The following is a 24,175-nucleotide window of genomic DNA, read 5'->3' as shown; positions in this document are numbered from 1 at the left end:
GCATCACCCAAATCCTGATGTAAGGTATAAGCATGTTGATTAAAGCCCATAAGCCTTCTTTTTGCCATGAATCTGAAATTACGCCGCAAGCGTTATTTCTTTCGCGGCGTAAATTCATTGAGCTAAGCTTGGGGGCAGCCGCTATCGCGGTCTTGGGTAGCGGCCCCGGGGAAGCGCAAGCCGCTATTCGCATGGATGGCTATCTCAAGGGCAAGTTGCCTAAGGGGGAGGAACTCACCCCGTTCAAGGACGCCAGCACCTATAACAACTTCTATGAACTGAGTACTGACAAGTACGAGCCTGCCGAATTGGCGGGGTCGATGCGACCTGATCCCTGGCGCGTGACCATAGAAGGGGAGGTGGCAAAGCCGGGCACGTTGGCTTTGGAAGATTTGATTAAACCACATCGATTGGAAGAGCGCATTTATCGCCTCCGTTGCGTTGAGGGTTGGTCGATGGTGATCCCGTGGATCGGCGTTCCCCTGTCGGATGTGCTCAAGCGTTTTGAACCCAGCTCCCGCGCCAAATATGTTGAATTCACAACGCTGTTTGATCCGAAACAGTTTCCAGGTCAGCGGCGCGCCGTGCTTGAGTGGCCGTATGTCGAGGGGCTGCGTATAGATGAAGCTACGCATCCGCTGACATTGTTGGCCGTGGGGATGTATGGTCAGACGTTGCCGGGACAAAACGGTGCGCCGCTGCGGCTAGTGATTCCCTGGAAATACGGATTCAAAAATATCAAATCCATCGTCAAGATCCGGCTGCTCGAAAAACAGCCGACCTCCACCTGGATGAAGGCGGGGCCCAGTGAATATGGGTTTTTTGCCAACGTTAATCCCAAGGTCGATCATCCACGCTGGAGCCAAGCCCGAGAGCGACGGATCGGCGAATTTCTCAAGCGAGATACGCTGATGTTCAACGGTTACGCAGATGAGGTTGCGAGTCTGTATGCGGGCATGGACCTTAAAAAGAATTTCTAGTCAGAGCGCATGAAGTTAACCGAGAGACAGCTGTTTATTTTCAAGCTGATCTTGTTTGTGTTCTGTCTGATGCCCGCTATTTTTCTTGCCTGGGATGCCTATCATCACGCCTTGGGAGCCAATCCCATAGAAAAAATTACGCACCGTACCGGAGACTGGGCGCTGCGGTTTTTGCTGATTACACTGACGATTAGCCCGTTGCGAGGATGGTTTGAGTGGTTCTGGCTGGGCCGGTTTCGGCGGATGTTAGGGCTTTATACATTTTTTTACGCGATGCTGCATGCTCTAAGTTATATCGTTCTTGATCAATTTTTCGACTGGACAGAAATCTATAAAGATATAATTAAACGGCCGTATATTACGCTAGGGTTTTCTGCATTTCTGGTGCTGATACCGCTGGCGGCAACATCCTTTGATCGCGCTGTAAATTGGCTGGGGAAGCCTCGTTGGCAGCAATTGCATCAATTCGTTTACCTCGCGGCAACGCTGGGTGTGATTCATTATTTCTGGCTGGTAAAGGCGGATTTACGTCTGCCATTATTTTATGGCACATGGTTGTTGCTGCTATTGATTGCGCGTGCCGTTCGAGAGTGGCACGCGCGCATGGTGTGATCTGAACAAGCCTTATTTAATACAAACCGCCCGAATCTGTGGGAAGTCAGTATATCCTTGTAATACTTTCTCAATACCGTCTTGTTTCAGCGTGCGCAAACCATGTTTGATGGCAGTGCGCTGTATCTCAGTAATGAGGGTACGCTCAAGAATAAGGTGCTTGATTTCTGGGGTGGCAACCAACAGTTCGTGGAGACCGATGCGGCCGCGATAACCTGTTTCGTTGCACTCCGGGCAGCCTATGGGTTTGAAGAGTGAAATCTGACCGTCCTTGCCTTTATGCTTTTCGCGCCATTCCGCAATCTTCTTGTTGGCGGTGGCCTGAAGTTCTTCGGCACTGGCGGTAAAGCCCACCAGTTCGGCACAATACTCGCGAGCGAGGTGATTGAGTTCCTCGTCATGAGGTGTATACGGCTTCTTGCAACTGGGGCACAGTGTTCTCGCCAGTCGTTGTGACAAAATTCCAAGCAGGGCATCCGCAAAATTGAATGGGTCCATCCCCATATCAAGGAGGCGAATAATGCTTTCGGCGGCGGAGTTGGTATGCAGTGTTGATAATACGAGATGCCCTGTTAATGAGGCTTCAATACAGACCGACGCCGCCTCTGGATCGCGCATTTCACCGATCATGATAATGTCAGGGTCAGCGCGCAAGAATGAGCGCATTGCTGTGGCAAAGGTCAGACCTACCTTGGGGTTGATCTGCAGCTGGCGTAGCCCCGCTTGTGTGATTTCAACCGGATCCTCTGCGGTCCAGATTTTTGTTTGCTCATCATTGAGATGCCCAAGGATGGAATGAAGCGTGGTTGTTTTTCCGGATCCCGTGGGGCCGCAGACCAGGAATAGGCCATAAGGCTGAGAGATTGCCTCTAGTAGCCTGTCCCGGTTATAGGTTTCTAAGCCCAAGGCACTGATCGGTAGATTGCGTCCACTGCTGAGGATGCGCATGACCACGTCTTCCAGATCGTTGGAGGTAGGCAATGTGGCTACCCGCAACTCAATATTCGCCGGGCCGAATTGCTTGAAGTTGATTTTACCGTCCTGTGGTTTGCGCTTTTCAGAAATATCAAGGCGTGCCATGACCTTTACGCGGGAGGTTAATGCGCTTCGATATTGGTGAGGGAAATCATGATATTTAAACATCTCGCCGTCTTTTCTAAAACGAACGACTGTTCGCTGTTTTCCCGGGTATGGTTCAATGTGAATATCGGATACCCCTTTCTGATAAGCATCAAGTATGATTTTGTTAATCATTTTGACGACGATATTATCCGAAACTTCGGCATCTTCTTTGGCATTGAGGATGTTTTCCTCAAGAAAGTTGTCGTCTTCAACCTGCTGATCAGCCAACTGATCGATGCTTGTCAGGACGTCATCTGATGAGTAATAAAATTGGAGTGCCCAGTTGATGTCTTCGGCCGTTGCCATTACTGGCTCAATGTATTTGTTAGTGTGAAATTTAAGGGCGTCCAATGCTTCCCAGTCCATGGGGTTTTCGATGGCAACTGCAATCTTCCCTTCATATTGATATAGCGGGACGACCTTATGTTTAAAGGTAAGTGAAGCTGGGGCGACGCGTATGGTTTCAGGCGTGACCTGGAAATCCTGGATATTGACAAATGGGATGCCTAGCTTCCTGGCGAGCGCTTGTTGAATTTGTTCGCGAGTGACGAGCTTTTTTTGAACCAGAAGCTCACCTAGCGGCATGCGCCGAGATTTTTTCTGGTCAATGAGGGCTTCTTGGAGTTGTGCCTCTGTGATCAAGGCCTCACTGATCAATATCTCCCCCAGTTTGAGCTGAGGCATTGATTTCTGCCGTTTTAATGCCTGCTCCAATTGTTCGGTGCTGATAATTTTTTTGCTGATTAAGAAATCGCCAATCTGTTTCCCGCGGTTTTCCTTTTGTTCGATCAGTGCAGCTTCGATTTCCCTTGGCGGAACCTTTTGGTCTTTTGCCAGGATTTGACCTAATTGATCACCGATGAGATTGCTCTCGATGGCCGTTTTTGGAATAAAAATATGGATGTATTGGTGTAGGTATTGGTTTGCTGTGTGTTGTTTGAATAAATGAATTCCGAACTTTTCAACGCGAGAGCCATAAGTCTTGCCGCGCAATACACTCCGATCCTTGAAGGTGATAATGAAGTCCTGCGTGTCGGTGGGCATTTTCATGCTGGCCCGATTGGTCTCGTCGAGTGCCGTATCCTGCATCCACTGCAATGGTTCGTTAAGCTGTAAGGCCTTGATCTCGATCAGGGTTAAGCGGGAACTTTTGCCATTGTTTTCAATGAGCGTGATCGATCCTTTAGCACCATCAAATTCTTCCAGTTTGCCCTCTAGGCGACTGCCATTGGGTAGAAAAACAGTGGTGTTGGCGCCAGCGAGTACCGGTGGGTTGTCCGGGGCGCTAAAGGGTGGTACGGGCAGGTCGAGAATTTTTATCATCATCTAAATCCTTGCGGTTGCCGTCGTTTATTGGTAGCGACGGTGATTCCCATCATTAAGTGCAGAAATTATGGTTGTCTAACTCAGTAACCACCAGCCAGTGGCAGATGAGGCCGCCATCAGCCCTGCACAGAAGAATATCGACCGCAGATGGGCGGATTTGAGGGAGGGTGCGCGTTGCTGTAAATCCTTCTTTAACGCTTGGGTCAGTTGATCAAAGAGCCGGAGATTATTGTCGAATGCTGCCGAGCCGATGGCAAAATAGTCCGAGGCCGAGATGCTGATGGCTTCCTCCTTGAGTAACTGGTCTTTGATGGTGTCAAGCAATCGCTGAGTGGCTGTGCGGCTGGCCTGGAGCGAGGAAAGATCAAAATGAAGTTTGTCCTTAACTCGATTGAGACTGGTTTCGATGGTACGGTGGGCATCGAGCAGGGCGGTATTAAGATGTTCGTGGAGAAATTTGATTTTGATGCGGAGTGCAGTTGTGATTTTGCCTTTGGCTGCGACGCCAGCGCCAATGCCTCGCGCCTGGCCGGAAATTTCGACCATGGTTGGCAAAACCATTAAATTGGCATGCACGATAGGGCGCATGGTTTCATCCGGGTAGGCCGTGATTCTCATTTCATCGGCGATATCACTGATGAGATAGATTACCTGTGTTATCAAGGCGGTATGGCGCTCAAAGCTACTGGCAGCGCTTAATCCCTTGAGATCACTTTTCAGGCTTTTCCAGCCTGTTTCCAGTTGCGTCTGATGAGTATTGATGACTGATTGTCCGGCATTGCTGCTGATGGCGGTTTTAAGCGCTTCCAGGTCACGATCAATGGTGGATTGCATCGTACAGGCTTTTTCCTGGAAGCTTTTATCGCCATTCAGCAGCGCATTGGCCATGCCGCGATGTTGCGGCAGATGTTCCAGTAGATTGCGGGCGAGTTCGACATGGCTCATCCCTCGGATAATAGTTTCCAAATAGACGACCTGTTGGCGTTGGCGCCAGAGAAAGATGATGCAACCGAAGAAAATTAATGTGAACAATAATGAGGCTGTCATTGCCATCTGCTATTGCCCCTCAGCCGCTGACTGGCCGGTTAATTGATGTAGCACCTGGTTCGAGAGTGACTCAAGATAGAGTGAGGTATCCAGTGTTTCGCCGGCATCAGCGCTGGCGCCGATCGCGAGTTGACTGATGTGCTCGATATTGCGGGCAATGTCGGCGCAGACAGAGGATTGCTCGGTGATTGCGATCGCCGCGCTATGCATATGGTTGGCGGTTGTATTGGCACCATCATTGATCGAAGACAGCATTTGATTAACATGGTCGCCCATCTCGGTGCTGCGTGTGACTTCACCTTCGATGCTGCGGAAACTGTTGATGATTTTGCCAACTTCGCCTTGCACGCCAGTGATCATGGTGCTGACTTTTTCAGTGGCTTCATGGGTACGGATTGCAAGCTGCCGTACTTCGTCCGATACGACAGCAAATCCTCGACCATGCTCGCCGGCGCGGGCAGCTTCAATCGCGGCATTTAAAGCCAAGAGGTTGGTTTGTGAAGATATGCCTTCGATAACATCAATAATTTTCCCGATCTCTTTTGAGTGCTCGCTCAGCGCTGTAACCTGTGTTGCGGCCTGACTGACGGTATCAGCAATGCTGTGTACCGAGTTGACGGTGTCGTGGATAATGGCGGTGCCTTGATTGGCCAGGTCTTGAGTTGTTTTGGCATTGTGTTCAGTGACTTTTATCTGGTCTGCGACTTCGTTGATGCTGGCGGACATTTGTTCGATTGCAGTGGCGATTTCTGAGACGCGGGCTGCCTGATTGGTGGCGCTTGCGGACGTACGTTTGGTGATCTCGGTTTCGGCCCGCGCTGCGGCATGGGACTCGGTTGCGGCTTCGCCAATTCGGTTGAGCATACGTTCCAGATCTTTCGCCAGTTGTGCCAGGCAGTTCTGGAACATGCTCAATTCGTCGTTGCCCGTGGAGTAAGTTACATTGCCGAACTGGCCAGCGGAAAGTTCACGCGCCTGCGCGCTAAGCGCACAGACCTGGGTGCGAAGATAGTCAAGAAAGCCACACAGCAGGTAAATAATCGATGTAACTGACAGAATGATGAAGGTACCAAGATCAGTTGGCGACGGTGAAGCCAATATTCCAAGTGTCATCAAACCCAGTACTGTGATAATTGTGATGACGTAAATGCCGGTCAACGTCACGAAGTGGCGGCAACCAAGTGTCGCCATGAGCGTTGCAACTGGTTTGAGCCAAGGTTGTTGATCCTGGTGCTGCATGAATCTTGTCCTATCCCTGTGTTGTTCGTCGAACGTAGTCCGTTTTATTCAGTTTGCAACTGCTGATGATGCATCGACTTCGTTCGTGCGAGTATGAGGCACGAACGGTAATTTCTATATGTTGCGATATGTAAATTAGTGATTTCATGCTACTAAATAGGGTTTCGGAAGAACCGTTTAAAACTTTAATTCTTTGATGGATGTTTAGGATGTTGAAAAGCGGTCGATAAAAATTTGGGAAGGGGATAGAAATTGATATTTTATATCTAACTTTAAATATTCGAATTAGGAGCGTTTAATTGACCAAACCAAAGCGAGGCTGGTTTTGCGCCTGTGCATCCTGGTTGGGGATGGACGTAATTCCAAAACGTTCCATGAAGGAAATCCTGATCCCGGTGCTGGGAGCCTTTCTGGCGCAAGTGGCGGTGTTCATGGTCAGCGCTTCGGTATTGTCGGGGCAGGATGTACCAATTTTGGTAGCCTCAATGGGAGCAGCGGGGGTGCTATTGTTCGCTGCGCCTCATAGCCCTCTGGTTCAGCCCTACCCGGTATTTATGGGGCACCTGGTCTCTGTGACAGTTGGTGTGACCTGTGCCCAGTACATTCCCAATCACATGCTGGCGGGCGCTGTGGCGGTGGCGGGCGCGATTTTATTGATGTTGCTGACCCGCAGTTTGCATCCACCTGGTGGTGCGGCAGCAATTTCGGCAGTGATTGGTGGGAACAGCATTCATTCGCTAGGTTACTGGTTTGTGCTGGCGCCAGTGATGTTGAATGTGCTGATACTGCTCATATCCGCTGTTGTAATCAACAGGCTTTTGGGACAGGAATATCCGTGGCGGCGTGATGTTGAAAATAATACGGATGTAAAACAGTCAAACCTTGCGGACGATATCGACCAAGAAGCGGGTTAGGTTCAGCTTGCGCTGATCGTGAACGGATCGGCGTAGATATCCTGCATCGAGGCGCCTGCCAGAAAAGCCTCCATTTGCGTGTTTTTGACCATCTCCGGATGGCCGCACAAAAATATTCGCCAACCTTTTAATGACCCTAGTTGCGCAAGCGCAAGCTCATTGGCGCGGCCATGGGCATAGCCGTGTTGTTCGCTGCCAGAGAGGCAGGGGGTGTAGTGAACTTGGGGATAGTCGCGCGCTAATTGGCGTAATGCTTCACCCAGATAGAGTTTGTCCCGGCTGTGTGAACCATGAAACAAATGGATGTCACCTTGGTGATTGTGCGCCAAGGCATCGCGCAAAATGCCCCATAATGGCGCCAACCCAGATCCCGTACCAATCAGCAGCAGCGGTTGTTCGGGATTGCCTTCGAGATAAAAACAATTGCCGTGGGCGCCATCGATCTCAACCTCGGTATTCACAGTGACCTCATCGTGAATCCAGCCACTCATCTTGCCGTTATCAAGGCGCTCAATGTGTAGTTCGAGAAAGGGCTCGCTAGGGATGCTGGCGATAGAATAACTGCGAATCAATCCATCAGGCCGATGCAGATTCAAGAACTGACCCGCGCGATAATCGAACGATTTTTCGGGCTGCAAGCGCAGGCGCATAATGCTTGGGCTGAGCAGGGTCTTGTCAGTGATGCGTGCCTGCATCTTGTTGCGCGCGCTGTCGTCGAGGAGGGCGATCGTCAAATCAGTTTTCGGCTTGCAGCTACAGGCAAGAAAATAGCCCTGTTGTTTTTGCGTGGGGCTAAGTCCTTCCTGACATTCCGCCGGGGGTGTGCCGGCAATGGCACGCATCAGACAGGTCTGGCATATCCCTTTCTGGCACGAGGATGGAATGGTAACCCCATGCCGGGTCAGACCCTGGAGTATCGACTCATTTTCCGCGAGGAGATATTCGTGATCTCCGAGTCTGACTTTCGGCATGGGATTGGGGGGCTACATTAACGGCCTAGGACATCTTTACGAGTGCTTTCAACCAGTTTGGCGGCTTGGGCGATAAGATTATCGGGTACCTTGAGTTCTTTCAGGGTGGCGCCAAGATTCTCCAGCACGGCGTCGAAGTCTTTGTCGCTCAGGCCCTTCTTGACCAGATGGGCATGACCCTCACGCATATCTTTGCCGGAATATTTGTTGGGACCGCCCAGGGCCATGGTCAGAAAGGCTTTTTGCTTGGACGCCTGTTTGGCCATGTCGGTGTCTTTGAACCAGTGATTGATACGTTTGTCGGCCAGCACCTTGCGATAGAAGATGTCGACAGCGGCGTTAACGGCGGCGTCGCCGCCCAGTTGATCGTACAAGCTACTCATGCATAGTCTCCTTTTTGGTTTAGTGGAGCGGCCGATAAGCAAGGTCGGCCGCAAAACGATGTGATTGCCTGAAGCTATCGTCTGTTTACGGGATCAGCTTAACATGTATTAAGAATACATGTTAATTGGCTTTTTTAGGAATGTCAAACCTTGGCGGGTTGGGATGGAATTGATCGGGAAAATTCAAGCAAAAACAGGTAAAATTAGACCCCATTTAAATTTAGTAATCACTTAATCTCAAGCATGTCTAAATATCTTGAACAGGCGCAGCGGCGTCGTACCTTTGCCATCATCTCCCACCCCGATGCGGGTAAGACCACTTTGACCGAAAAGCTGTTGTTATTTGGGGGGGCCATTCAGCTTGCCGGAACCGTCAAGGGCCGTAAGGCAGCGCGGCATGCAACCTCGGACTGGATGGAGCTGGAAAAGCAACGCGGAATCTCCGTCACCACTTCGGTGATGCAGTTCCCGCATAACGGCAAGATCATCAACTTGCTCGACACGCCAGGGCATGAAGATTTCTCCGAGGATACCTACCGCACCCTGACGGCAGTGGACTCGGCGCTGATGGTGATCGACAGCGCCAAGGGTGTTGAAGAACGCACGATTAAATTGATGGAAGTTTGCCGGCTGCGCGATACGCCGATCATCACCTTCATCAACAAGCTGGATCGCGAAGGCCGCGAACCGATTGAATTGCTGGATGAGGTTGAGCGCATCCTCAAGATTCGTTGTGCGCCGATCACCTGGCCGATCGGCATGGGCAAGGGCTTCAAGGGCGTATTTCATCTGTACGACGACAGTATTCATCTGTTCAGCGCCACGCATGGTGGCAAGATTCAACAGGGTGAGGTGATTGAGGGTTTGGATAATCCACGTCTGGATGAGCTGTGGGGCAGATTTGCCGCTGAGGTGCGTGACGAGATCGAGCTGGTGCGCGGTGCCAGCAATGAATTTGATTTTGACGCCTATCGCCGTGGTGAAGTAACGCCGGTATTTTTTGGTTCCGCGATCAACAACTTCGGCATTAAAGAATTACTGGATGCCTTCGCCGAATGGGCGCCGCCGCCGCAGCCACGGCAGGCGGAATCGCGCATGGTGTTGCCGGACGAAGAGAAATTCAGCGGCTTCGTGTTCAAGATTCAGGCAAATATGGACCCGCAACATCGCGATCGTGTCGCCTTTTTGCGCGTATGTTCCGGCAGTTATCACAAGGGGATGAAAATGCGCCATGTACGTATCGGGCGTGATGTGCAGATTTCCAATGCCATCACCTTCATGGCTTCGGAGCGCGAGCATGTCGAAGAGGCCTATCCCGGTGACATCATCGGGTTACACAATCACGGTACGATTCAGATCGGCGATGCCTTCAGCGAAGGCGAAGAGTTGAAGTTTACCGGTATCCCCAATTTCGCGCCGGAACTGTTTCGTCGTGCCCAGTTGCGCGATCCAATGAAAATGAAGGCCCTGCAAAAAGGCTTGCAGCAATTGTGCGAAGAAGGCGCAACCCAATTGTTTAAACCGCTCAATCGTAACGATCTGATTTTGGGTGCGGTGGGGGTGTTGCAGTTTGATGTGGTTGCGCATCGGTTGAAAGATGAATACAAGGTTGAATGTGTATTCGAACCGGTGCAAGTGGCTACCGCCCGTTGGGTGGTCTGCGATGATCCGAAGAAGTTGGCGGAATTCAAGCTGAAGGCGGCAGATAATCTGGCGCTGGATGGGGCCGATCTGTTGGTCTACATTGCACCGACGAAAGTTAATCTTGGGCTGACGATGGAACGCTGGCCGGAGATCAAATTTCTCGCTACGCGGGAACATTAATTCTAGGGGCGATTCATGAATCGCCTCTACGGAGATTTTTTATCAAGGTATTGTAACTTGGCGGAATAAATAGTTTCGCCCAAGTCATTGATGACAGAGACCGTCCATTCTCCGGTTTGCTCGGGGAATAAGGTGGTGCCTGACCACGCGCGCCAGCGAGGGGCACCGACATCAAATTTTGTTTCACTCATGATTTTGCCACCATATTCCCAGCGATGGCTGATGGTGCGTCCGGTCATCCCCTTGAGTTCCGAGAAGAAATAGACATAGCGCTGGTCGTTGCGCAATTCGGAAATTTTGTCGATGGGTTCGCGATTGACCACGCTGCTGGTGAAGGTGGCGCGGGAGACTGAACCGCCGATGACGCCTTGCTCAACGACGGGTAGCGAAGTGGTTTCGGCGCGCGCGAGGTGACTGCCGCAAAACAGCGCGGCGATCAGGGTGGCGGTCAGGCCGAGTGTAACGATCCGATCCATGATCTTGATCTTTCTCCCCGATAAAGCGGTAAATCAGTGTAGTCGAGAAGTTGCCGTCGCTTCAAGCCGCAAGTGGATGGTTAACACCCTTTAAAAAAATCCAACGCAGAGGCGCGGAGACGCAGAGGAAATTCTTGTCGGAACCGCCGAGTTTGTCGATGTAGCAGCGACTACAGGAACAGGTATCTTATTCCATATTTAATTTTTCTTCTCTGCGCCTTTGCGTCTCCGCGTTAGATCTTTCAAACTTAAAGCGCCTGAATCCGCGCTTGTTGCTCCTGTAACTGCGTCAGCGAGGCGCGCATTTCGGCGATTTTTTGCCGCTCTTTATCAACAACCTCAACCGGGGCCTTGCCGACAAAGCTCTCGTTGCTGAGTTTGGCTTCGGTGCGTTCCAAATCTTTTTGCAGTTTCTCGATCTGTTTTGCCAGTCGTGCCAGCTCGGCGTCTTTGTCGATCAGCCCTGCCATTGGGATCAAGATTTTCATTTCGCCGACCAGGGCGATCGCGCTTTCCGGTGGTGTGGTGTCAGGTGTCAGCCAGGTGATGCTTTCGAGCCGCGCCAGGTTGTTAAGATAGGCGCGGCTGTGTTCCAGGCGTGCCGCGTCTTCGGTAGAACCGTTGTGCAATAGCACGGGCAGCAGTTTGCCGGGGGCGATGTTCATTTCGCCGCGAATGGTGCGGACGCCGAGAATAAAATCCATCACCCAGCGCATTTCGGATTCGATGTTGGCATCTGTTGTGAATTCATCGGTGCGTGGGTAGGGTTGTAGCATAATGGTGTCGCCCTGCCTGGCGGCGAGTGGTGCCACGCGTTGCCAGATCTCTTCGGTGATGAAGGGCATCAACGGATGGGCGAGACGCAGGATCGCTTCGAGTGCGTGTACCAAGGTGTGGCGCGTGCCGCGTTTGGCGGCGTCGCTGCTGTTGGGATTGTTGAGTACGACTTTTGAAAGTTCGAGATACCAGTCGCAATATTCATTCCACAGGAATTCGTAAATTGCCTGCGCAGCGTGATCGAAGCGGTAATTATCGATCGATTGCGTGACTTGGGTGGTGGTCTGGTGCAGGCGGCTCAAAATCCAGCGATCGGCAAGGCTGAGTTCGATATCGCCATTTTGCTGGCCACAATCCTGTCCTTCAGTGTTCATCAGCACATAACGCGCCGCATTCCACAACTTGTTGCAGAAGTTGCGATAACCTTCGATGCGGCCAAGATCGAATTTGATATCGCGGCCGGTGGAGGCGAGCGCGGCATAGGTGAAGCGTAGCGCATCGGTGCCATAGGGTGCGATACCTTCCGCAAATTCCTTGCGTGTCGCCTGTTCGATCTTGGGGGCGTCTTCCGGCTTCATCAGGCCAGAGGTGCGTTTTTTGACCAATGATTCGAGATCAATGCCGTCAATCAGATCGATGGGATCGAGCACATTGCCTTTTGATTTCGACATCTTGTGGCCATGTGCATCACGTACCAGGCCGTGGATGTAGACTTCATGGAACGGCACTTCGCCGGTGAATTTCAGGCCCATCATGATCATCCGCGCGACCCAGAAGAAAATGATGTCGAAACCGGTGACCAGGACATTGGTCGGATAGAAAGTTTTCAGCTCCGGTGTTTGTTCCGGCCAGCCGAGCGTGGAGAATGGCCACAACGCCGACGAGAACCAGGTATCGAGCACGTCGGTATCCTGGGTAAGCAATACATCGTCGCCATGTTTGGCGCGCGCCTGGGCACGAGCATCTTCTTCGCTACGGGCGACAAAGACATTGCCATGTTCATCATGCCAGGCCGGGATGCGATGGCCCCACCAGATCTGGCGCGAGATACACCAGTCTTCGATGTTGCGCATCCAATCGAAATAGGTGTTCTTCCAGTTATCAGGCACGAAGCGAATCCTGCCTTCTTCCACCGCTTTGATTGCGGGTTCAGCGAGTGGGCCAGCTTTGACGAACCATTGATCGGTGAGATAGGGCTCGATCACTGCGTGTGAGCGATCGCCACGCGGCACCATTAATTTGTGCGGCGCTATCTTCTCAATCAAACCGAGTGCTTCCAGGTCGGCGGCGACTCTTTTGCGCGCCTCATAACGATCCAGGCCGCGATATTGCACTGGCGGTACGTTGTTGATGCGTGCGTCATCAGTGAAGATGTTGATCATCGGCAATTGATGACGCTGGCCGATGGCGTAATCGTTAAAATCATGTGCCGGAGTAATCTTGACGCAACCACTGCCAAAGGCAGGGTCAACATAATCATCGCCGATCACCGGGATGCGACGACCGGTCAGCGGCAGCGTGATCTCACGGCCGATGAGATGTTTGTAACGTTCGTCTTCCGGATGCACGGCGACAGCGGTGTCGCCGAGCATCGTTTCGGGACGAGTAGTGGCGACGACCAGATGTTCGCTGCCACCGGCCAATGGATAACGCAGGTACCAGATCTGGCCGTCTTCTTCCTGTGAAATCACTTCCAGATCGGAGACGGCAGTGTGTAGCACCGGATCCCAATTCACCAAACGCTGGCCGCGATAAATCAGACCTTCTTCATAGAGGCGGACGAACACTTCATGCACGGCGTGAGAGAGACCGTCATCCATGGTGAAGCGCTCGCGGCTCCAGTCGAGCGAGGCGCCCATGCGCCGTAATTGGCGGGTGATGGTGCCGCCGGATTCGGCCTTCCATTTCCAGACTTGTTCGATGAAGGCGTCGCGGCCCAGATCGTGGCGTGTCTTGCCTTGGGCGTTGAGCTGGCGCTCGACCACCATTTGCGTGGCGATCCCGGCATGGTCGGTGCCCGCCTGCCACAACGTGTTGTCGCCGCGCATGCGGTGATAACGAATCAACGCATCCATGATCGTGTCCTGGAAGGCGTGGCCCATGTGCAAGCTGCCGGTGACATTCGGCGGCGGGATCATGATGCAATACGATTGCCCCTGGCCGCTCGGCTTGAAATGCCCTGCTTTTTCCCAGCGCTGATACCAGGTTTGTTCGATGGCGTGAGGGTTATAGGTCTTATCCAGGCTGTCTGATGTTGGTGCTTGCACTGCTGACACTTCCTTCGCTTTCAAAGGGCGGGATTGTAACGTATTCGGGTTCGGCGTTGGAGTTGCCGGTTCAATTGCCGCTTCAGTGGCGGCCGGCGCGTCGTGCAGATTGGCGCTGCGGATAGCGCGGGCGATCTGTTGCCCCAGTAACGGGTGCGCACTGGTACTCAATTCCGCTTCAATTTGCGCCGCGATTAGGTCCATGCGGCGACTGACCAAGGAATCCACCAGCTTTACCAACGATGGCAGGACGGTGTTCGATTCCGCTGCCGGCGGGGCCGGGCGTGGCGCGGTTTGAGGCGGTGTGGGGACAACTTCACTAAGTACCGGCAGCGGATCGTTGGCCAGGATGTCTGGCAGCCCGGATGAGTGAGGCGGTTCAGTGGGTGTCTTAGCGCTCATGTCATGCCCGGGTTGATGGTGTGATTTTCGAGGCTATACCCTCGGTCACGATAAAAGCGGTAGTGCTCGCGGCCCGCCAGTTTGCATTGTTCTTCCTGATTCACGACCTCGGCGACGCGGGCAAAAGTGCTGAAAAACAGCGGTACTTCCGGCGCCAGATTAATTAATACCTCGCGCTTGTGCGCCTCTTCCGGATTGCGTAAGGCCGGCGTGCTGCCAATCAGTACCGGGGCCTCCGGGTCTGGCGATTCGCCATCAATACCGTGCGGCACAAAACTGTTTTGGGCATAGGTCCAGAGTAGTTCATCCAGCGCCTTGGCATGCGCGGCATCCGCCGTTTGGATATAGACGCTATGGCCGAGGCGATAGGCCTTTTCCGCCAGACGGCAGGCGAAGAGATCCCGTCCCTTTGGGCTGGCGTCAGGCAGGACGTAAAAGTCTATGCGCGTCATGTTTTAAAATTTACCACAGAGACATAGAGGTCACAGAGCTTGTGAAGGACAAATCAGCCAGCCTCAGAATAGCTCTTCTCCGTGCCTCCGTGGTGAGTTGGCACTTATTTCGCCGCACAACGATCAAGCAAAAATTGCGTCAGCAAGGGTACCGGCCGGCCAGTGGCGCCTTTCTTGTCGCCCGAACGCCAGGCGCTGCCCGCGATATCCAGATGCGCCCAATGAAACTTCTTGGTAAAGCGCGACAGGAAGCAGGCCGCGGTGATCGTCCCCGCCTCTTTGCCGCCGATGTTGGCCATGTCGGCGAAGGGGCTGTTGAGCTGTTCCTGATATTCATCCCACAACGGCAGTTCCCAGGCCCGGTCGCCGCAGGTCTTGCCGGCGTCGAGCAAATCATTCACCAGCGGGCTGTGGTTGCCGAGTAGCCCCGAGGCATGCTTGCCGAGGGCGACGACGCAGGCGCCGGTCAGGGTGGCAATATCGATCACGCTTTCCGGCTCGAAACGTTCGGCGTAGGTGAGGGCGTCGCACAGGATCAGTCGCCCTTCAGCATCAGTGTTCAGCACTTCAATGGTCTGACCCGAAAGGCTGGTGACGATGTCGCCTGGTTTATTGGCGTTGCCGTCGGGCAGGTTTTCACAGGTCGGGATTAAGCCAATCACGTTTAATGGCAACTTCAATTCCGCCATCGCCCGGAAGGTGCCGATGACACTGGCCGCGCCGCACATGTCGTATTTCATTTCGTCCATGTTCGCTGCAGGTTTGATGGAGATGCCACCAGAATCGAAGGTGATCCCCTTGCCAACGAGGACGATGGGCTTTTGCTCAGCGTTGTCGCCCTGATAGCGCAAGGTGATGAATTTGGGTTCCTGGCGACTGCCCTTGGCGACCGACCAGAACGAGCCCATGCCGAAGGCCTCGATCTCCTTGCCGTGCATCACCTCACACTGGATGCCGGCGTGGTCTTTGGCCAGTTGTTGCGCCTGTTCTGCCAGATAAGTCGGCGTGCAGATATTAGCTGGCAGGTTGCCGAGATCCTTGGTTAGTTTCACGCCCTGGGCGATGGCATAGCCCTCGGCCACGGCGCGCTCACCATCGGGCAGATCGCGGCGGCTGCCCACGCTCAACACCACTTTGCGTAGTGGGCGGCGTGCCGCGTCTTTTTTCGATTTGAACTGATCAAAGGTGTAGAGCGCATCTTCAAAGGCTTCGACGGCCTGGCGGATGTTCCAGTGGCCATCGCGACCTTTGACGTGGATCTCGGTGAGGCAGCACACAGCCTCCATCGCACCGCTTTCATTCAGGGTGTTGGCCGCCGTGGCGATGATTTTGCGGTATTGGGTATCGTGTAAATCACGTTCTTTGCCACAGCCAACCAGCAATACCCGGTCACAAAGAGTGTTGGGTACATTATGCAGAAACAGAATCTGCCCCAGCTTCCCTTCCAGGTCGCCGCGACGCAGCAAATTGGAGATGAAGCCACCGCTGGCCTCGTCCAGTTTTTCGGCAGCGGGCGATAACCGCCGCGGTTCGAAGACACCTACCACCAAGCAAGCAGTGCGTTGCTTTTCTGGGTGGCCGCTTTTTGCAGTAAACTCCATGACATGTGCTCCCTGGTAACTCCGTTACCCTGATCGAAACGGGTTATTATTAAACATTGCAATCCTGCTTCCTGATGGCCGCTCAAAACTGAAACTTATGTCCTTTAATTTCAGCCAGTATGATAGTGTTAAATTTCAAAAATCGGGTATATTGGACAAGTTTACTCAAATCCCCGCATTTTTCCACTTACTTGTTACATAGTTCTGGGCGACGATGATCATTGAGCGCTATTTGTTCAAAGAACTGTTCGGCACCCTGATTGCGGTGACGACCGTGCTGTTTTTGATCTTTGTCAGCACCTGGTTTGCCCGATTGCTCGGGCAAGTGGCGGCCGGCGATGTCAATGGCAAAGTGTTATTCCTGCTCCTGGCCTTGAAATCGCTTGATGCCCTGGTGATCTTGTTACCCCTGGCGCTCTATTTGGCGGTCTTGTTGGCGCTGGGTCGTCTTTATAAAGATAACGAGATGGCTGCCATGTTCGCCTGTGGCGTGAGTCCCTTGCGCGTCGCCAAGCTGGTGTTCTGGGTTGCCCTCGGGTTTTCTTTGGTAGTCTCGTCACTGTCGTTGTTTCTCGGCCCTTGGGCGAATGCCGAGCGTTTTAGGCTAAGTAAACAGATGGAATCGACATCGGGGTTGGAAATGGTGGTGGGTGGCCAGTTCCGTGAACTCAGCAATAGCAAGCTGGTGTTTTATGCCGAACGGCTGGCGGATGATGGCATTAACATGGAAAATGTGTTTATCCAGCAGAATAATGCTGAGCGGCAGAATGTCATCGTTGCTCCACGGGCGCAACACCTGGTTGATCCAGTGCATGGCGGTAGTTATCTGGTGCTGGAAGACGGATATCGTTACGAAGGTAATCCGGGCAGCGCCGATTTTCGCGTCATCGAGTTCAAGCGCCATGGTGTGCGCGTAAAAGAGTCTGAGATTGTGAGTGACGTCAGTGGTTCTCCTGCGGCGATGAGTACGCTGCAATTGATGCAAGCGGGAGATCTTTGGGCGAAGGCGGAAGTGCAATGGCGCTGGTCGATGCCGGTCTCCACGGTGCTGCTGGCAATGCTGGCGGTGTTTCTCAGTCGTACTAACCCGAGGCAGGGCCGCTTTGCCAAATTCTTCGTCGGGATACTGGTGTATGTGATTTATAACAATACGCTCAGCGTCGCTCGCTCTTGGCTGGAAAAAGGCTCAATCCCACCGCAATACGGATTATGGATTATTCACGCGCTGGTGGCAGCGGTGATCGTTATTGTGTTGATCATGCAGGCTCAAGGGCAATTGGCGGCGGCGCGACTGCGACGTGCTGCAATCCACGAGGCGGGTTAATGCGTATTCTGGATCGTTATATTGCGCTTACTGTGTTGCAGAGTACTGCAGTGGTGACGGTAGTGCTGATGGCATTGTTCGGGTTTATCAGTTTCGTTGGTGAATTTGGCGATATCGGACGCGGCAATTACGGCGCATTGCAGGCAGGGATTTACACGTTGATGTTAATGCCGAACATCGTTTATCAGATGTTTCCGCTAATGGTATTGCTTGGCAGTATTATCGGATTGGGCATTCTCGCAGGCAATAGCGAGCTGATTGTGATTCGTGCTGCGGGTGTCTCGGTATGGCGCATTGTTTGGTCCGCCATGCAGGCTGGGTTATTGTTGACGGTAATCATGATTATTATCGGCGAGTTTGTGGCGCCAGCCAGTGAAATCAAGGCGCAAAGTTTGCGCGCCAACGCGCTTAATGAACAAGTCGGCTTTCATGGCGAGATGGGGTTATGGGCGCGTGATGGTGACGCCGTGGTTCATATCAAGGATGTATTGGCAGCGGAATCCGTTGCGAATGTATCGATCTATGAATTCGATGTGAACCATAAGATGAGCGCAATCACGCAGGCCAAACATGCGGATTTCGAGAATGGAATCTGGGTGCTCAAGGATGTGTCACGCAGCGTATTGAGCGGACAAAGCGTTCAGACTACCCATCCGGAACGGGTTGAATGGCGCTCTATGCTGGCGCCGCAGATGATTAGTGTAGTTGCGATACAACCAGAGTATTTGTCGGTGGTGGGAACCTATCACTATATTGAATATTTACAGAAGAATGGTTTGGATGCGACAAAGTATGTACTTTCCTTGTGGAAAAAAGCGATTTCTCCCCTTGTCATCGCGGTAATGGTTTTTCTGGCGGTGCCGTTTGTATTTGGACCTTTGCGTTCGGTTGGGATTGGTGCCCGGATTTTTTTTGGTGTGTTATTAGGCATCGGGTTTTATCTGGCAGATCAAACCATTGCCCAACTGGGCCTGGTATATAACTTTCCGCTACCGGTGGCGGTATCAGTGGCGCCACTGTTATTCCTGGGCATTGCGGCGTTATTGATGCGCCGGGTGCGCTGATCATGTCACGACAGATTGCCGTGTGGCGGCACGGAGTCATTGCGTTCATTGTAGTAACTCTCTCGAGTTGTGGCGGTGGCGGTGGAGGTAGCAGTAGTGCATCTATCGTGCCGGCACAATATGGTACCTTGCTCGGCAATGATCCGCTATTCGCAGATCAATGGCATTTATACAATCAAGGTCAGTTTTTCAACACAATTCCGGGTGAAGATATCAATGTGCTGCCGGTGTGGAATGCAGGTTCCGGGGGGCAGGGCGTGACAGTAGCGGTGGTCGATGATGGTCTTGAGATTAAGCATCCTGATCTCTCTGCCAATGTTTCGCTGACATCAAGCTACGATTTCAAGACGGGTGGTCACGATCCCTCGCCCACGAATCCGTCTCAAGGCCATGGTACCGCAGTCGCAGGATTGATTGGTGCCAGTGCCGGTAACAATATCGGCGGACGCGGCGCCGCGCCGCGCGTCACCTTGGCGGGTTATAACCTGTTATGGACGAACCCTGTATCGACCTCAGATATGGCCAAAGCGATGACGTTGAATGCCAATAGCGTCTCGGTGTCGAGCAACAGCTGGGGTGATAACAGCGATGGTAGCGGTGAAGTGATTTCGACACCCGATACACTTTGGCGCGACTCAATTCAAGCCGGTGTTACGACTGGGCGTGGCGGCAAGGGTACGATCTATGTCTGGGCTGCAGGCAATGGTGGTAAGAACAATGTCGATAACAGCAATTACGATAATCAAGCCAATGATCGGCATGTGATCGCAGTGTGTGCGGTCGGTGAGCAAGGCACCAAGACCGATTATTCTGAGAAGGGTGCTAACCTGTTGGTTTGTGCGCCGGGTGGGCAATCAATTGGACTGACGACGACGGATGTCACCGGGGCTTCAGGTTATAACAATACCATTAATCTCGCGAATGGGAATAATGCAGTTGATTATGCAGACCAAAGTTATACGGGGGCTTTTGCCGGAACCTCGGCCGCCACGCCGCTGGTTTCCGGTATTGTGGCATTGATGTTAGAGGCTAATCCTAATCTCGGTTGGCGCGATGTGCCGCTGATTTTGGCACAAAGCGCGCGCAAGAATCATCCAACAGATTCTGATTGGACGGTAACCCACAACAAGGCTGGGCAGCCTCAATATCACATCAACCATAAATATGGTTTTGGTGTCGTGGATGCTGCTGCTGCGGTTAATTTGGCAAAGTCCTGGGTTAATGTCGGGGCGCAGGTGATGGTGATCGGCAGCGCCAGTTCCGGCCTCCAAATTCCCGATAACGACCCCACGGGGATTTTCAGTGAGATTACTATTGGTAGCGATATTGTTGTCGAGCGTGTCGAGATCGAATTTACCGCCGCTAACCATGTGTCCCCCGGTGATCTGAAAATTGTACTGACAGCGCCCAGCGGCGGGCAGAGCGTCCTGGCGGAACAGCATAATTGTCCCTCGCTTACCAACATTTGCACGCAGCGTTACGATCATTGGGTGTTTACCAGTGTGCGCCATATGGGAGAGAGTTCACTTGGAAAATGGCGCCTGACGGTAGCAGATCTCAATGCAACTTATTTTACTGGTGATTTCCAGAATTGGGCCTTGCGTATCTATGGCCGCGCCAATTAACAGGAGCAACAGATGAAACGATTGCTATGGAGTTGCCTGATTGCATTATTCGGTTGGGGCTGTCAGGCAGGACTATCCGGCGCCGCGATCTCAACGGCAGCAGGCACGGCGCCGCTGAAATATTATGACGGCGAGCGATGGCGTGAGATTTATGTCAGCAATTCCGAAGTCGCCGAATTCGCCGCGGCCGATGCAGCGCCCAGCGCCGCGCTGCGCGCATTGGCGCCGAAGGCCACGTTGATCGAATCGCGTGGTCAAGTGCGCTATTGGCGGCTTGAGGCAGGGCAGGACGCACCCACACTTACACGTAGCCTTGCTGCCAAATCAACGGCTATCACGTTCTCGCCGGTGTTTTATCGTTCAGCGGTCGGTGGCCCTCGTTTAAGTCTCGGCGGTGGTGTGGTGGTGCGATTTCCATTGGTATGGAAAAAGGCCGAGATCGATGCTTGGGCGCAACGCTGGCAGTTGCGTGTCGTACGCGCCGTACTGCAGGAGAATAATATTTATTTGATCGCTTCAGCGCCGGGGATGGCTGCACTGGAACTGGCTAACAAAATTCAGGAAAGCGGGGAAGTGGAATCTGCGACTCCGCAATGGTGGGTGGAGACGTTTAAGCGCTAATAAACAGCCTCGCCAGAGGCGAGGCTGTTTATGCGGAAAAGCTTGTGAAGTTTATTTGGCAGTGGAAGCAGCGGTATCTGCTGGTTTCGCGGTGTGGCCGTGATGTCTGTTATGTTTTTCAACGCAGGTTTTTAGGTAGGCATCCATTTTGTCAGCAGAGATCTTGTCCTTTTCCGCATGGACTTTACAAGCTTCCTCTGGAGATTTCTTTGCGGCCATACTGGGCATGGCGAAAGCGGACAACAGAGCTGCGGCCGAGGCAATTGCAATAATCTTCTTCATAAATTATCTCCTGGTGCTAGGTTAAAATTAATCGGGGGGTATCCCGATGAACTAACTGTATACGAATTACCTCTCGCCGCGAATCACACGATTGTGGATGAATGTAAAAGAATGTAAGTGCATAAGCTGGCGGCTATGGCCAGTCGACCTATGCCGTGAGCGCGAGCCCCCAGAGCATTAGTCCTATAGTCGCCGATGTGCCGGCGATGACAAACAACCATCGCTTGCGTGTCAGAATAGTGATCGATGCGAGAGCGATGGCGATTTGGGTAAAGGTCATGGCCTCGGCCAGGCGATGATGTGGCTCCATGAGTAATTCGCTCTGTTGATTAGCCTTTTGGGCTTCAAGATCAATGGCTTCAGCCTTGGTCTTGATCTCGGATTTTTCCTTTTCGTATTTCTCCAGTTTGGAGTGATATTGATCAGCCTTGCTCGGGTCAATCTCCATGGCGAGTTCCATCAGGTGGCCTTTGTTGCTCTTGGCCTGATAAAAAGACCATTGGTCCGTTGCCTCCGCCTTCTTCAGCACGGCGTTGTTTTTTAGCAGCATTGCCTCTGTTTGAGTTGCACTACCCTGGTAGCTGATCACCGCACCGCAGACAGAGAGTATCGCGGTGAAAATGGCAACGTATTGAGCCAATCCAACACCTTTGTGTGCTTGGTGTTCAACTTCGTGTTCATGAGCGCTGTGGACATGAAAGTGGTCATTTGACATGGGATGCTCCAGACTATTATTTGAAACTAATTGTTAAACTGACGAACCGAAATGGCGCAACTGGAGATGTGACCATGTTTTATATAACAAGGTTCCTCGATCTATAAAACTCTTGTGTCGTGGCGCAGTGGCCTAAAAATTAGAATGTATTTCGCTGAACGAAATCTGTTGTGAATCGTCTATAAACTGGTTTTGACTAACTAATACCCTCAACCGCCAGCAATCCGGATCTTCCCGGCAGCTCGGCCCAGATTACCTGCCGTTGCGGCAGTGAAGCGAGATTCAAGCTCGCATAGGTATCGCGCAGTGTGCCGATGTTATCGCCCGCAGCCTGCCATTGCTGCAGCAGCCGCTCCATCACCGGTAGTAATTTCATGCCCTCAAGTTCGGCGTGTAGGGTATAGACATGGCCGTTGGGTAGGGGGGTACGGCTGGCGTCGAACACGCGTTGGTGGACGTTGGTTTCGTCGATGTGGTCCAGTCCCAGCAGTTCATCCAGCGTGGGAAGCGTAGTTGGGATTTGTGGGCAGTTAGAACGTTGTTGATTCATGACTGGAAAAAATGCGGCACTGCCGCGCACATCGCTGGCATAACGAAAGCCAAATTGTTGTTCCAGTATTAAGGCGTGAGGATTGATCTGCCAGCCCGCAGCGCCGATCACGTCGGCGCGCCGGCCGAAGACTTGTTCGAAGACATCCATTGCGCGTTGCATTTCACGTTGCGTCCACAGCGCATCTTTTTTGGCGACAAAGTCTTGCCAGCGAATGTGATCATAGCAATGGATGCCGACTTCATGCCCCGCCTGTGCGACGGCGCGCATGATGTGGCCGCAGCGACGGCCGATATGTGGTCCCGGCAGCAGCGTACCGTACATCAGTGTTTTCAAGCCGTAATGACTGGTGACGGAAGTCCGTTTAACCTTTGCTAAAAAGCCGGGCCGGAAAACGCGACGCAATGCGCGGCCGGTATGATCAGGCCCGAGACTGAATAGAAAAGTGGCTTTGACTTGATGCCGTTCAAACAGGCGCAATAAGGCCGGGACGCCTTCCAGCGTCCCGCGATACGTATCAACATCAACTTTGAGTGCGATCTGCACGCTGAAACGGATTACTCGTCGAGCAGGGCTTGGGCGTCAGCGACCTCGTGACGATAAGCTTCGAAAATACCTTGGAGCGCGTCACGCACTGTGACCTGCGGTGCCCAGTCGAGTTCCTGTTTGGTGTTTTCGATCCATGGCACGCGAGTTTGAATGTCTTGATAGCCTTTGCCGTAATATTGCTCGGAAGAGGTTTCCACCAGCTTCACTTTTTTGGCGCCCGCCGTGTATTCGGGAAGGTCGCGCGCGATCTCCAGCATCAATTCTGCCAGTTCACGCACTGAGAGATCGTTGCTTGGGTTACCGATGTTGTAAATCTTACCTGATGCGCAGCCGTCTTTATTCTCAATAATTTTCATCAGCGCTGAAATGCCATCACTGATGTTGGTAAAGCTGCGGCGCTGGCGGCCGCCATCCACCAGTTTGATTGTTTCACCGCGCGCAATATGGCCGAGAAATTGCGTCACTACGCGCGAGCTGCCTTCCTTCGGTGTGTGCAGACTGTCGAGGCCGGAACCGATCCAATTGAAGGGTCGAAACAGCGTGTAATCCAGACCTTGTTGTTGACCGTAGGCGGCGATGACGCGATCCATTAATTGCTTGGCGCAGGAATAAATCCAGCGTGGTTTAGTCAGCGGTCCCAGTACCAGATTTGATTCGTAGGGGTGAAACTGCGCGTCGCTGGACATGCCATAGACCTCGGAGGTCGACGGAAAAATCACGCGCTTTTTGTATTTGACGCAGTGGCGGACGATCGGCAGGTTGGCTTCGAAATCGAGCTCGAACACTGCCAGCGGATTTTGGACATAAGTGGCAGGCGTTGCGATGGCCACCAAAGGTAACACCACATCACACTTTCTGACATGATATTCGATCCACTCGTGGTTGATGGTGATGTCACCCTCGAAAAAGTTGAAACGCTCATGATCGATCACACTTTGTAGACGGTTGGACTGCATGTCCATGCCGTAGACATTCCAGTTCGTCGTCTTCAAGATGCGTTGTGACAGGTGATGACCAATGAAACCGTTAACGCCCAAAATCAAAACATTCAT

Annotated in this window: 21 protein-coding genes; 8 read left to right on the top strand and 13 right to left on the bottom strand. The window is 52.5% G+C overall.

The window, feature by feature from the left end; all coding sequences use genetic code 11:
- The first annotated feature begins 32 nt into the window (after window positions 1–32).
- Together msrP and HY272_00240 are read left to right on the top strand one after the other, a co-directional pair.
- Window positions 33–980, top strand: a complete 948-nt coding sequence (gene msrP, locus HY272_00245; GenBank protein MBI3771123.1) for a protein-methionine-sulfoxide reductase catalytic subunit MsrP — start codon at window positions 33–35, stop codon at window positions 978–980.
- A gap of 9 nt (window positions 981–989) precedes the next feature.
- Complete coding sequence (locus tag HY272_00240) at window positions 990–1,592, top strand: sulfoxide reductase heme-binding subunit YedZ (protein ID MBI3771122.1); 603 nt, start codon at window positions 990–992, stop codon at window positions 1,590–1,592.
- A gap of 12 nt (window positions 1,593–1,604) precedes the next feature.
- On the opposite strand, the gene HY272_00235 is transcribed toward HY272_00240, so the two are convergent.
- The 3 genes from HY272_00235 to HY272_00225 all read right to left on the bottom strand — a co-directional run bounded on the left by HY272_00235 (window position 1,605) and on the right by HY272_00225 (window position 6,326).
- Window positions 1,605–3,080, bottom strand: coding sequence for a type II/IV secretion system protein (locus HY272_00235; GenBank protein ID MBI3771121.1), 1,476 nt, complete (start codon window positions 3,078–3,080; stop codon window positions 1,605–1,607).
- 1,035 nt (window positions 3,081–4,115) lie between these two features.
- Complete coding sequence (locus HY272_00230) at window positions 4,116–5,087, bottom strand: nitrate- and nitrite sensing domain-containing protein (protein MBI3771120.1); 972 nt, start codon at window positions 5,085–5,087, stop codon at window positions 4,116–4,118.
- 9 nt (window positions 5,088–5,096) lie between these two features.
- Window positions 5,097–6,326, bottom strand: a complete 1,230-nt coding sequence (locus tag HY272_00225; GenBank protein ID MBI3771119.1) for a methyl-accepting chemotaxis protein — start codon at window positions 6,324–6,326, stop codon at window positions 5,097–5,099.
- A gap of 299 nt (window positions 6,327–6,625) precedes the next feature.
- On the opposite strand from HY272_00225, the gene HY272_00220 reads away from it, so the two are divergent.
- Window positions 6,626–7,240, top strand: coding sequence for an HPP family protein (locus HY272_00220; GenBank protein MBI3771118.1), 615 nt, complete (start codon window positions 6,626–6,628; stop codon window positions 7,238–7,240).
- 2 nt (window positions 7,241–7,242) lie between these two features.
- Here the strand turns inward: HY272_00220 and HY272_00215 are convergent, their stop codons facing one another.
- Together HY272_00215 and HY272_00210 are read right to left on the bottom strand one after the other, a co-directional pair.
- Window positions 7,243–8,211 (bottom strand): 2Fe-2S iron-sulfur cluster binding domain-containing protein, encoded by a 969-nt coding sequence (locus HY272_00215; protein ID MBI3771117.1) that lies wholly within the window; start codon window positions 8,209–8,211, stop codon window positions 7,243–7,245.
- Between the two features lie 17 nt (window positions 8,212–8,228).
- On the bottom strand, window positions 8,229–8,594 hold the full coding sequence (locus HY272_00210) for a group 1 truncated hemoglobin (protein MBI3771116.1): 366 nt from the start codon (window positions 8,592–8,594) through the stop codon (window positions 8,229–8,231).
- A 243-nt stretch (window positions 8,595–8,837) separates the two neighbouring features.
- On the opposite strand from HY272_00210, the gene HY272_00205 reads away from it, so the two are divergent.
- Window positions 8,838–10,418, top strand: coding sequence for a peptide chain release factor 3 (locus HY272_00205; GenBank protein MBI3771115.1), 1,581 nt, complete (start codon window positions 8,838–8,840; stop codon window positions 10,416–10,418).
- 26 nt (window positions 10,419–10,444) lie between these two features.
- Here HY272_00205 and HY272_00200 read toward each other — a convergent pair whose 3' ends face one another.
- From HY272_00200 to pepA, 4 genes are all read right to left on the bottom strand, one after another.
- Entirely contained in the window at window positions 10,445–10,894 is a 450-nt protein-coding gene (locus HY272_00200; protein ID MBI3771114.1) for a DUF2914 domain-containing protein, read from the bottom strand.
- Between the two features lie 248 nt (window positions 10,895–11,142).
- Entirely contained in the window at window positions 11,143–13,914 is a 2,772-nt protein-coding gene (locus HY272_00195) for a valine--tRNA ligase (GenBank protein ID MBI3771113.1), read from the bottom strand.
- A 422-nt stretch (window positions 13,915–14,336) separates the two neighbouring features.
- Window positions 14,337–14,792, bottom strand: coding sequence for a DNA polymerase III subunit chi (locus HY272_00190; GenBank protein ID MBI3771112.1), 456 nt, complete (start codon window positions 14,790–14,792; stop codon window positions 14,337–14,339).
- Between the two features lie 104 nt (window positions 14,793–14,896).
- Complete coding sequence (pepA, locus tag HY272_00185; protein ID MBI3771111.1) at window positions 14,897–16,393, bottom strand: leucyl aminopeptidase; 1,497 nt, start codon at window positions 16,391–16,393, stop codon at window positions 14,897–14,899.
- A 214-nt stretch (window positions 16,394–16,607) separates the two neighbouring features.
- On the opposite strand from pepA, the gene lptF reads away from it, so the two are divergent.
- Genes lptF through HY272_00165 form a run of 4 tightly spaced genes read left to right on the top strand, consistent with a single transcriptional unit; the run spans window position 16,608 to window position 21,027 of the window.
- Window positions 16,608–17,717, top strand: a complete 1,110-nt coding sequence (gene lptF / locus HY272_00180; protein ID MBI3771110.1) for an LPS export ABC transporter permease LptF — start codon at window positions 16,608–16,610, stop codon at window positions 17,715–17,717.
- Window positions 17,717–18,781 carry an LPS export ABC transporter permease LptG gene (gene lptG / locus HY272_00175; protein ID MBI3771109.1) on the top strand — a complete coding sequence of 355 codons (1,065 nt, stop codon included), beginning with the start codon at window positions 17,717–17,719 and terminating at the stop codon, window positions 18,779–18,781. Before lptF ends, lptG begins: the two co-directional genes overlap by 1 nt.
- Window positions 18,782–18,783: 2 nt before the next feature.
- The gene (locus tag HY272_00170; GenBank protein MBI3771108.1) at window positions 18,784–20,406 is read left to right on the top strand and encodes a S8 family serine peptidase; all 1,623 of its coding nucleotides are present in this window, start codon (window positions 18,784–18,786) and stop codon (window positions 20,404–20,406) included.
- A 12-nt stretch (window positions 20,407–20,418) separates the two neighbouring features.
- On the top strand, window positions 20,419–21,027 hold the full coding sequence (locus tag HY272_00165; GenBank protein MBI3771107.1) for a hypothetical protein: 609 nt from the start codon (window positions 20,419–20,421) through the stop codon (window positions 21,025–21,027).
- A 51-nt stretch (window positions 21,028–21,078) separates the two neighbouring features.
- Here HY272_00165 and HY272_00160 read toward each other — a convergent pair whose 3' ends face one another.
- From HY272_00160 to HY272_00145, 4 genes are all read right to left on the bottom strand, one after another.
- Window positions 21,079–21,309: a hypothetical protein gene (locus HY272_00160; protein MBI3771106.1), complete on the bottom strand. Its 231-nt coding sequence runs from the start codon at window positions 21,307–21,309 to the stop codon at window positions 21,079–21,081.
- Between the two features lie 148 nt (window positions 21,310–21,457).
- Window positions 21,458–22,024 carry a DUF4337 domain-containing protein gene (locus HY272_00155; GenBank protein ID MBI3771105.1) on the bottom strand — a complete coding sequence of 189 codons (567 nt, stop codon included), beginning with the start codon at window positions 22,022–22,024 and terminating at the stop codon, window positions 21,458–21,460.
- A gap of 196 nt (window positions 22,025–22,220) precedes the next feature.
- Window positions 22,221–23,120: a 4-deoxy-4-formamido-L-arabinose-phosphoundecaprenol deformylase gene (locus HY272_00150; protein ID MBI3771104.1), complete on the bottom strand. Its 900-nt coding sequence runs from the start codon at window positions 23,118–23,120 to the stop codon at window positions 22,221–22,223.
- 11 nt (window positions 23,121–23,131) lie between these two features.
- Window positions 23,132–24,175 carry a bifunctional UDP-4-keto-pentose/UDP-xylose synthase gene (locus HY272_00145; protein MBI3771103.1) on the bottom strand — a complete coding sequence of 348 codons (1,044 nt, stop codon included), beginning with the start codon at window positions 24,173–24,175 and terminating at the stop codon, window positions 23,132–23,134.

It is taken from the genome of Gammaproteobacteria bacterium (assembly GCA_016200485.1).
GTDB lineage: Bacteria > Pseudomonadota > Gammaproteobacteria > Tenderiales > Tenderiaceae > JACQEP01.
The sequence above is the reverse complement of the archived record's forward strand: the minus strand, read 5'-3'. Positions and strand labels throughout refer to the sequence as shown.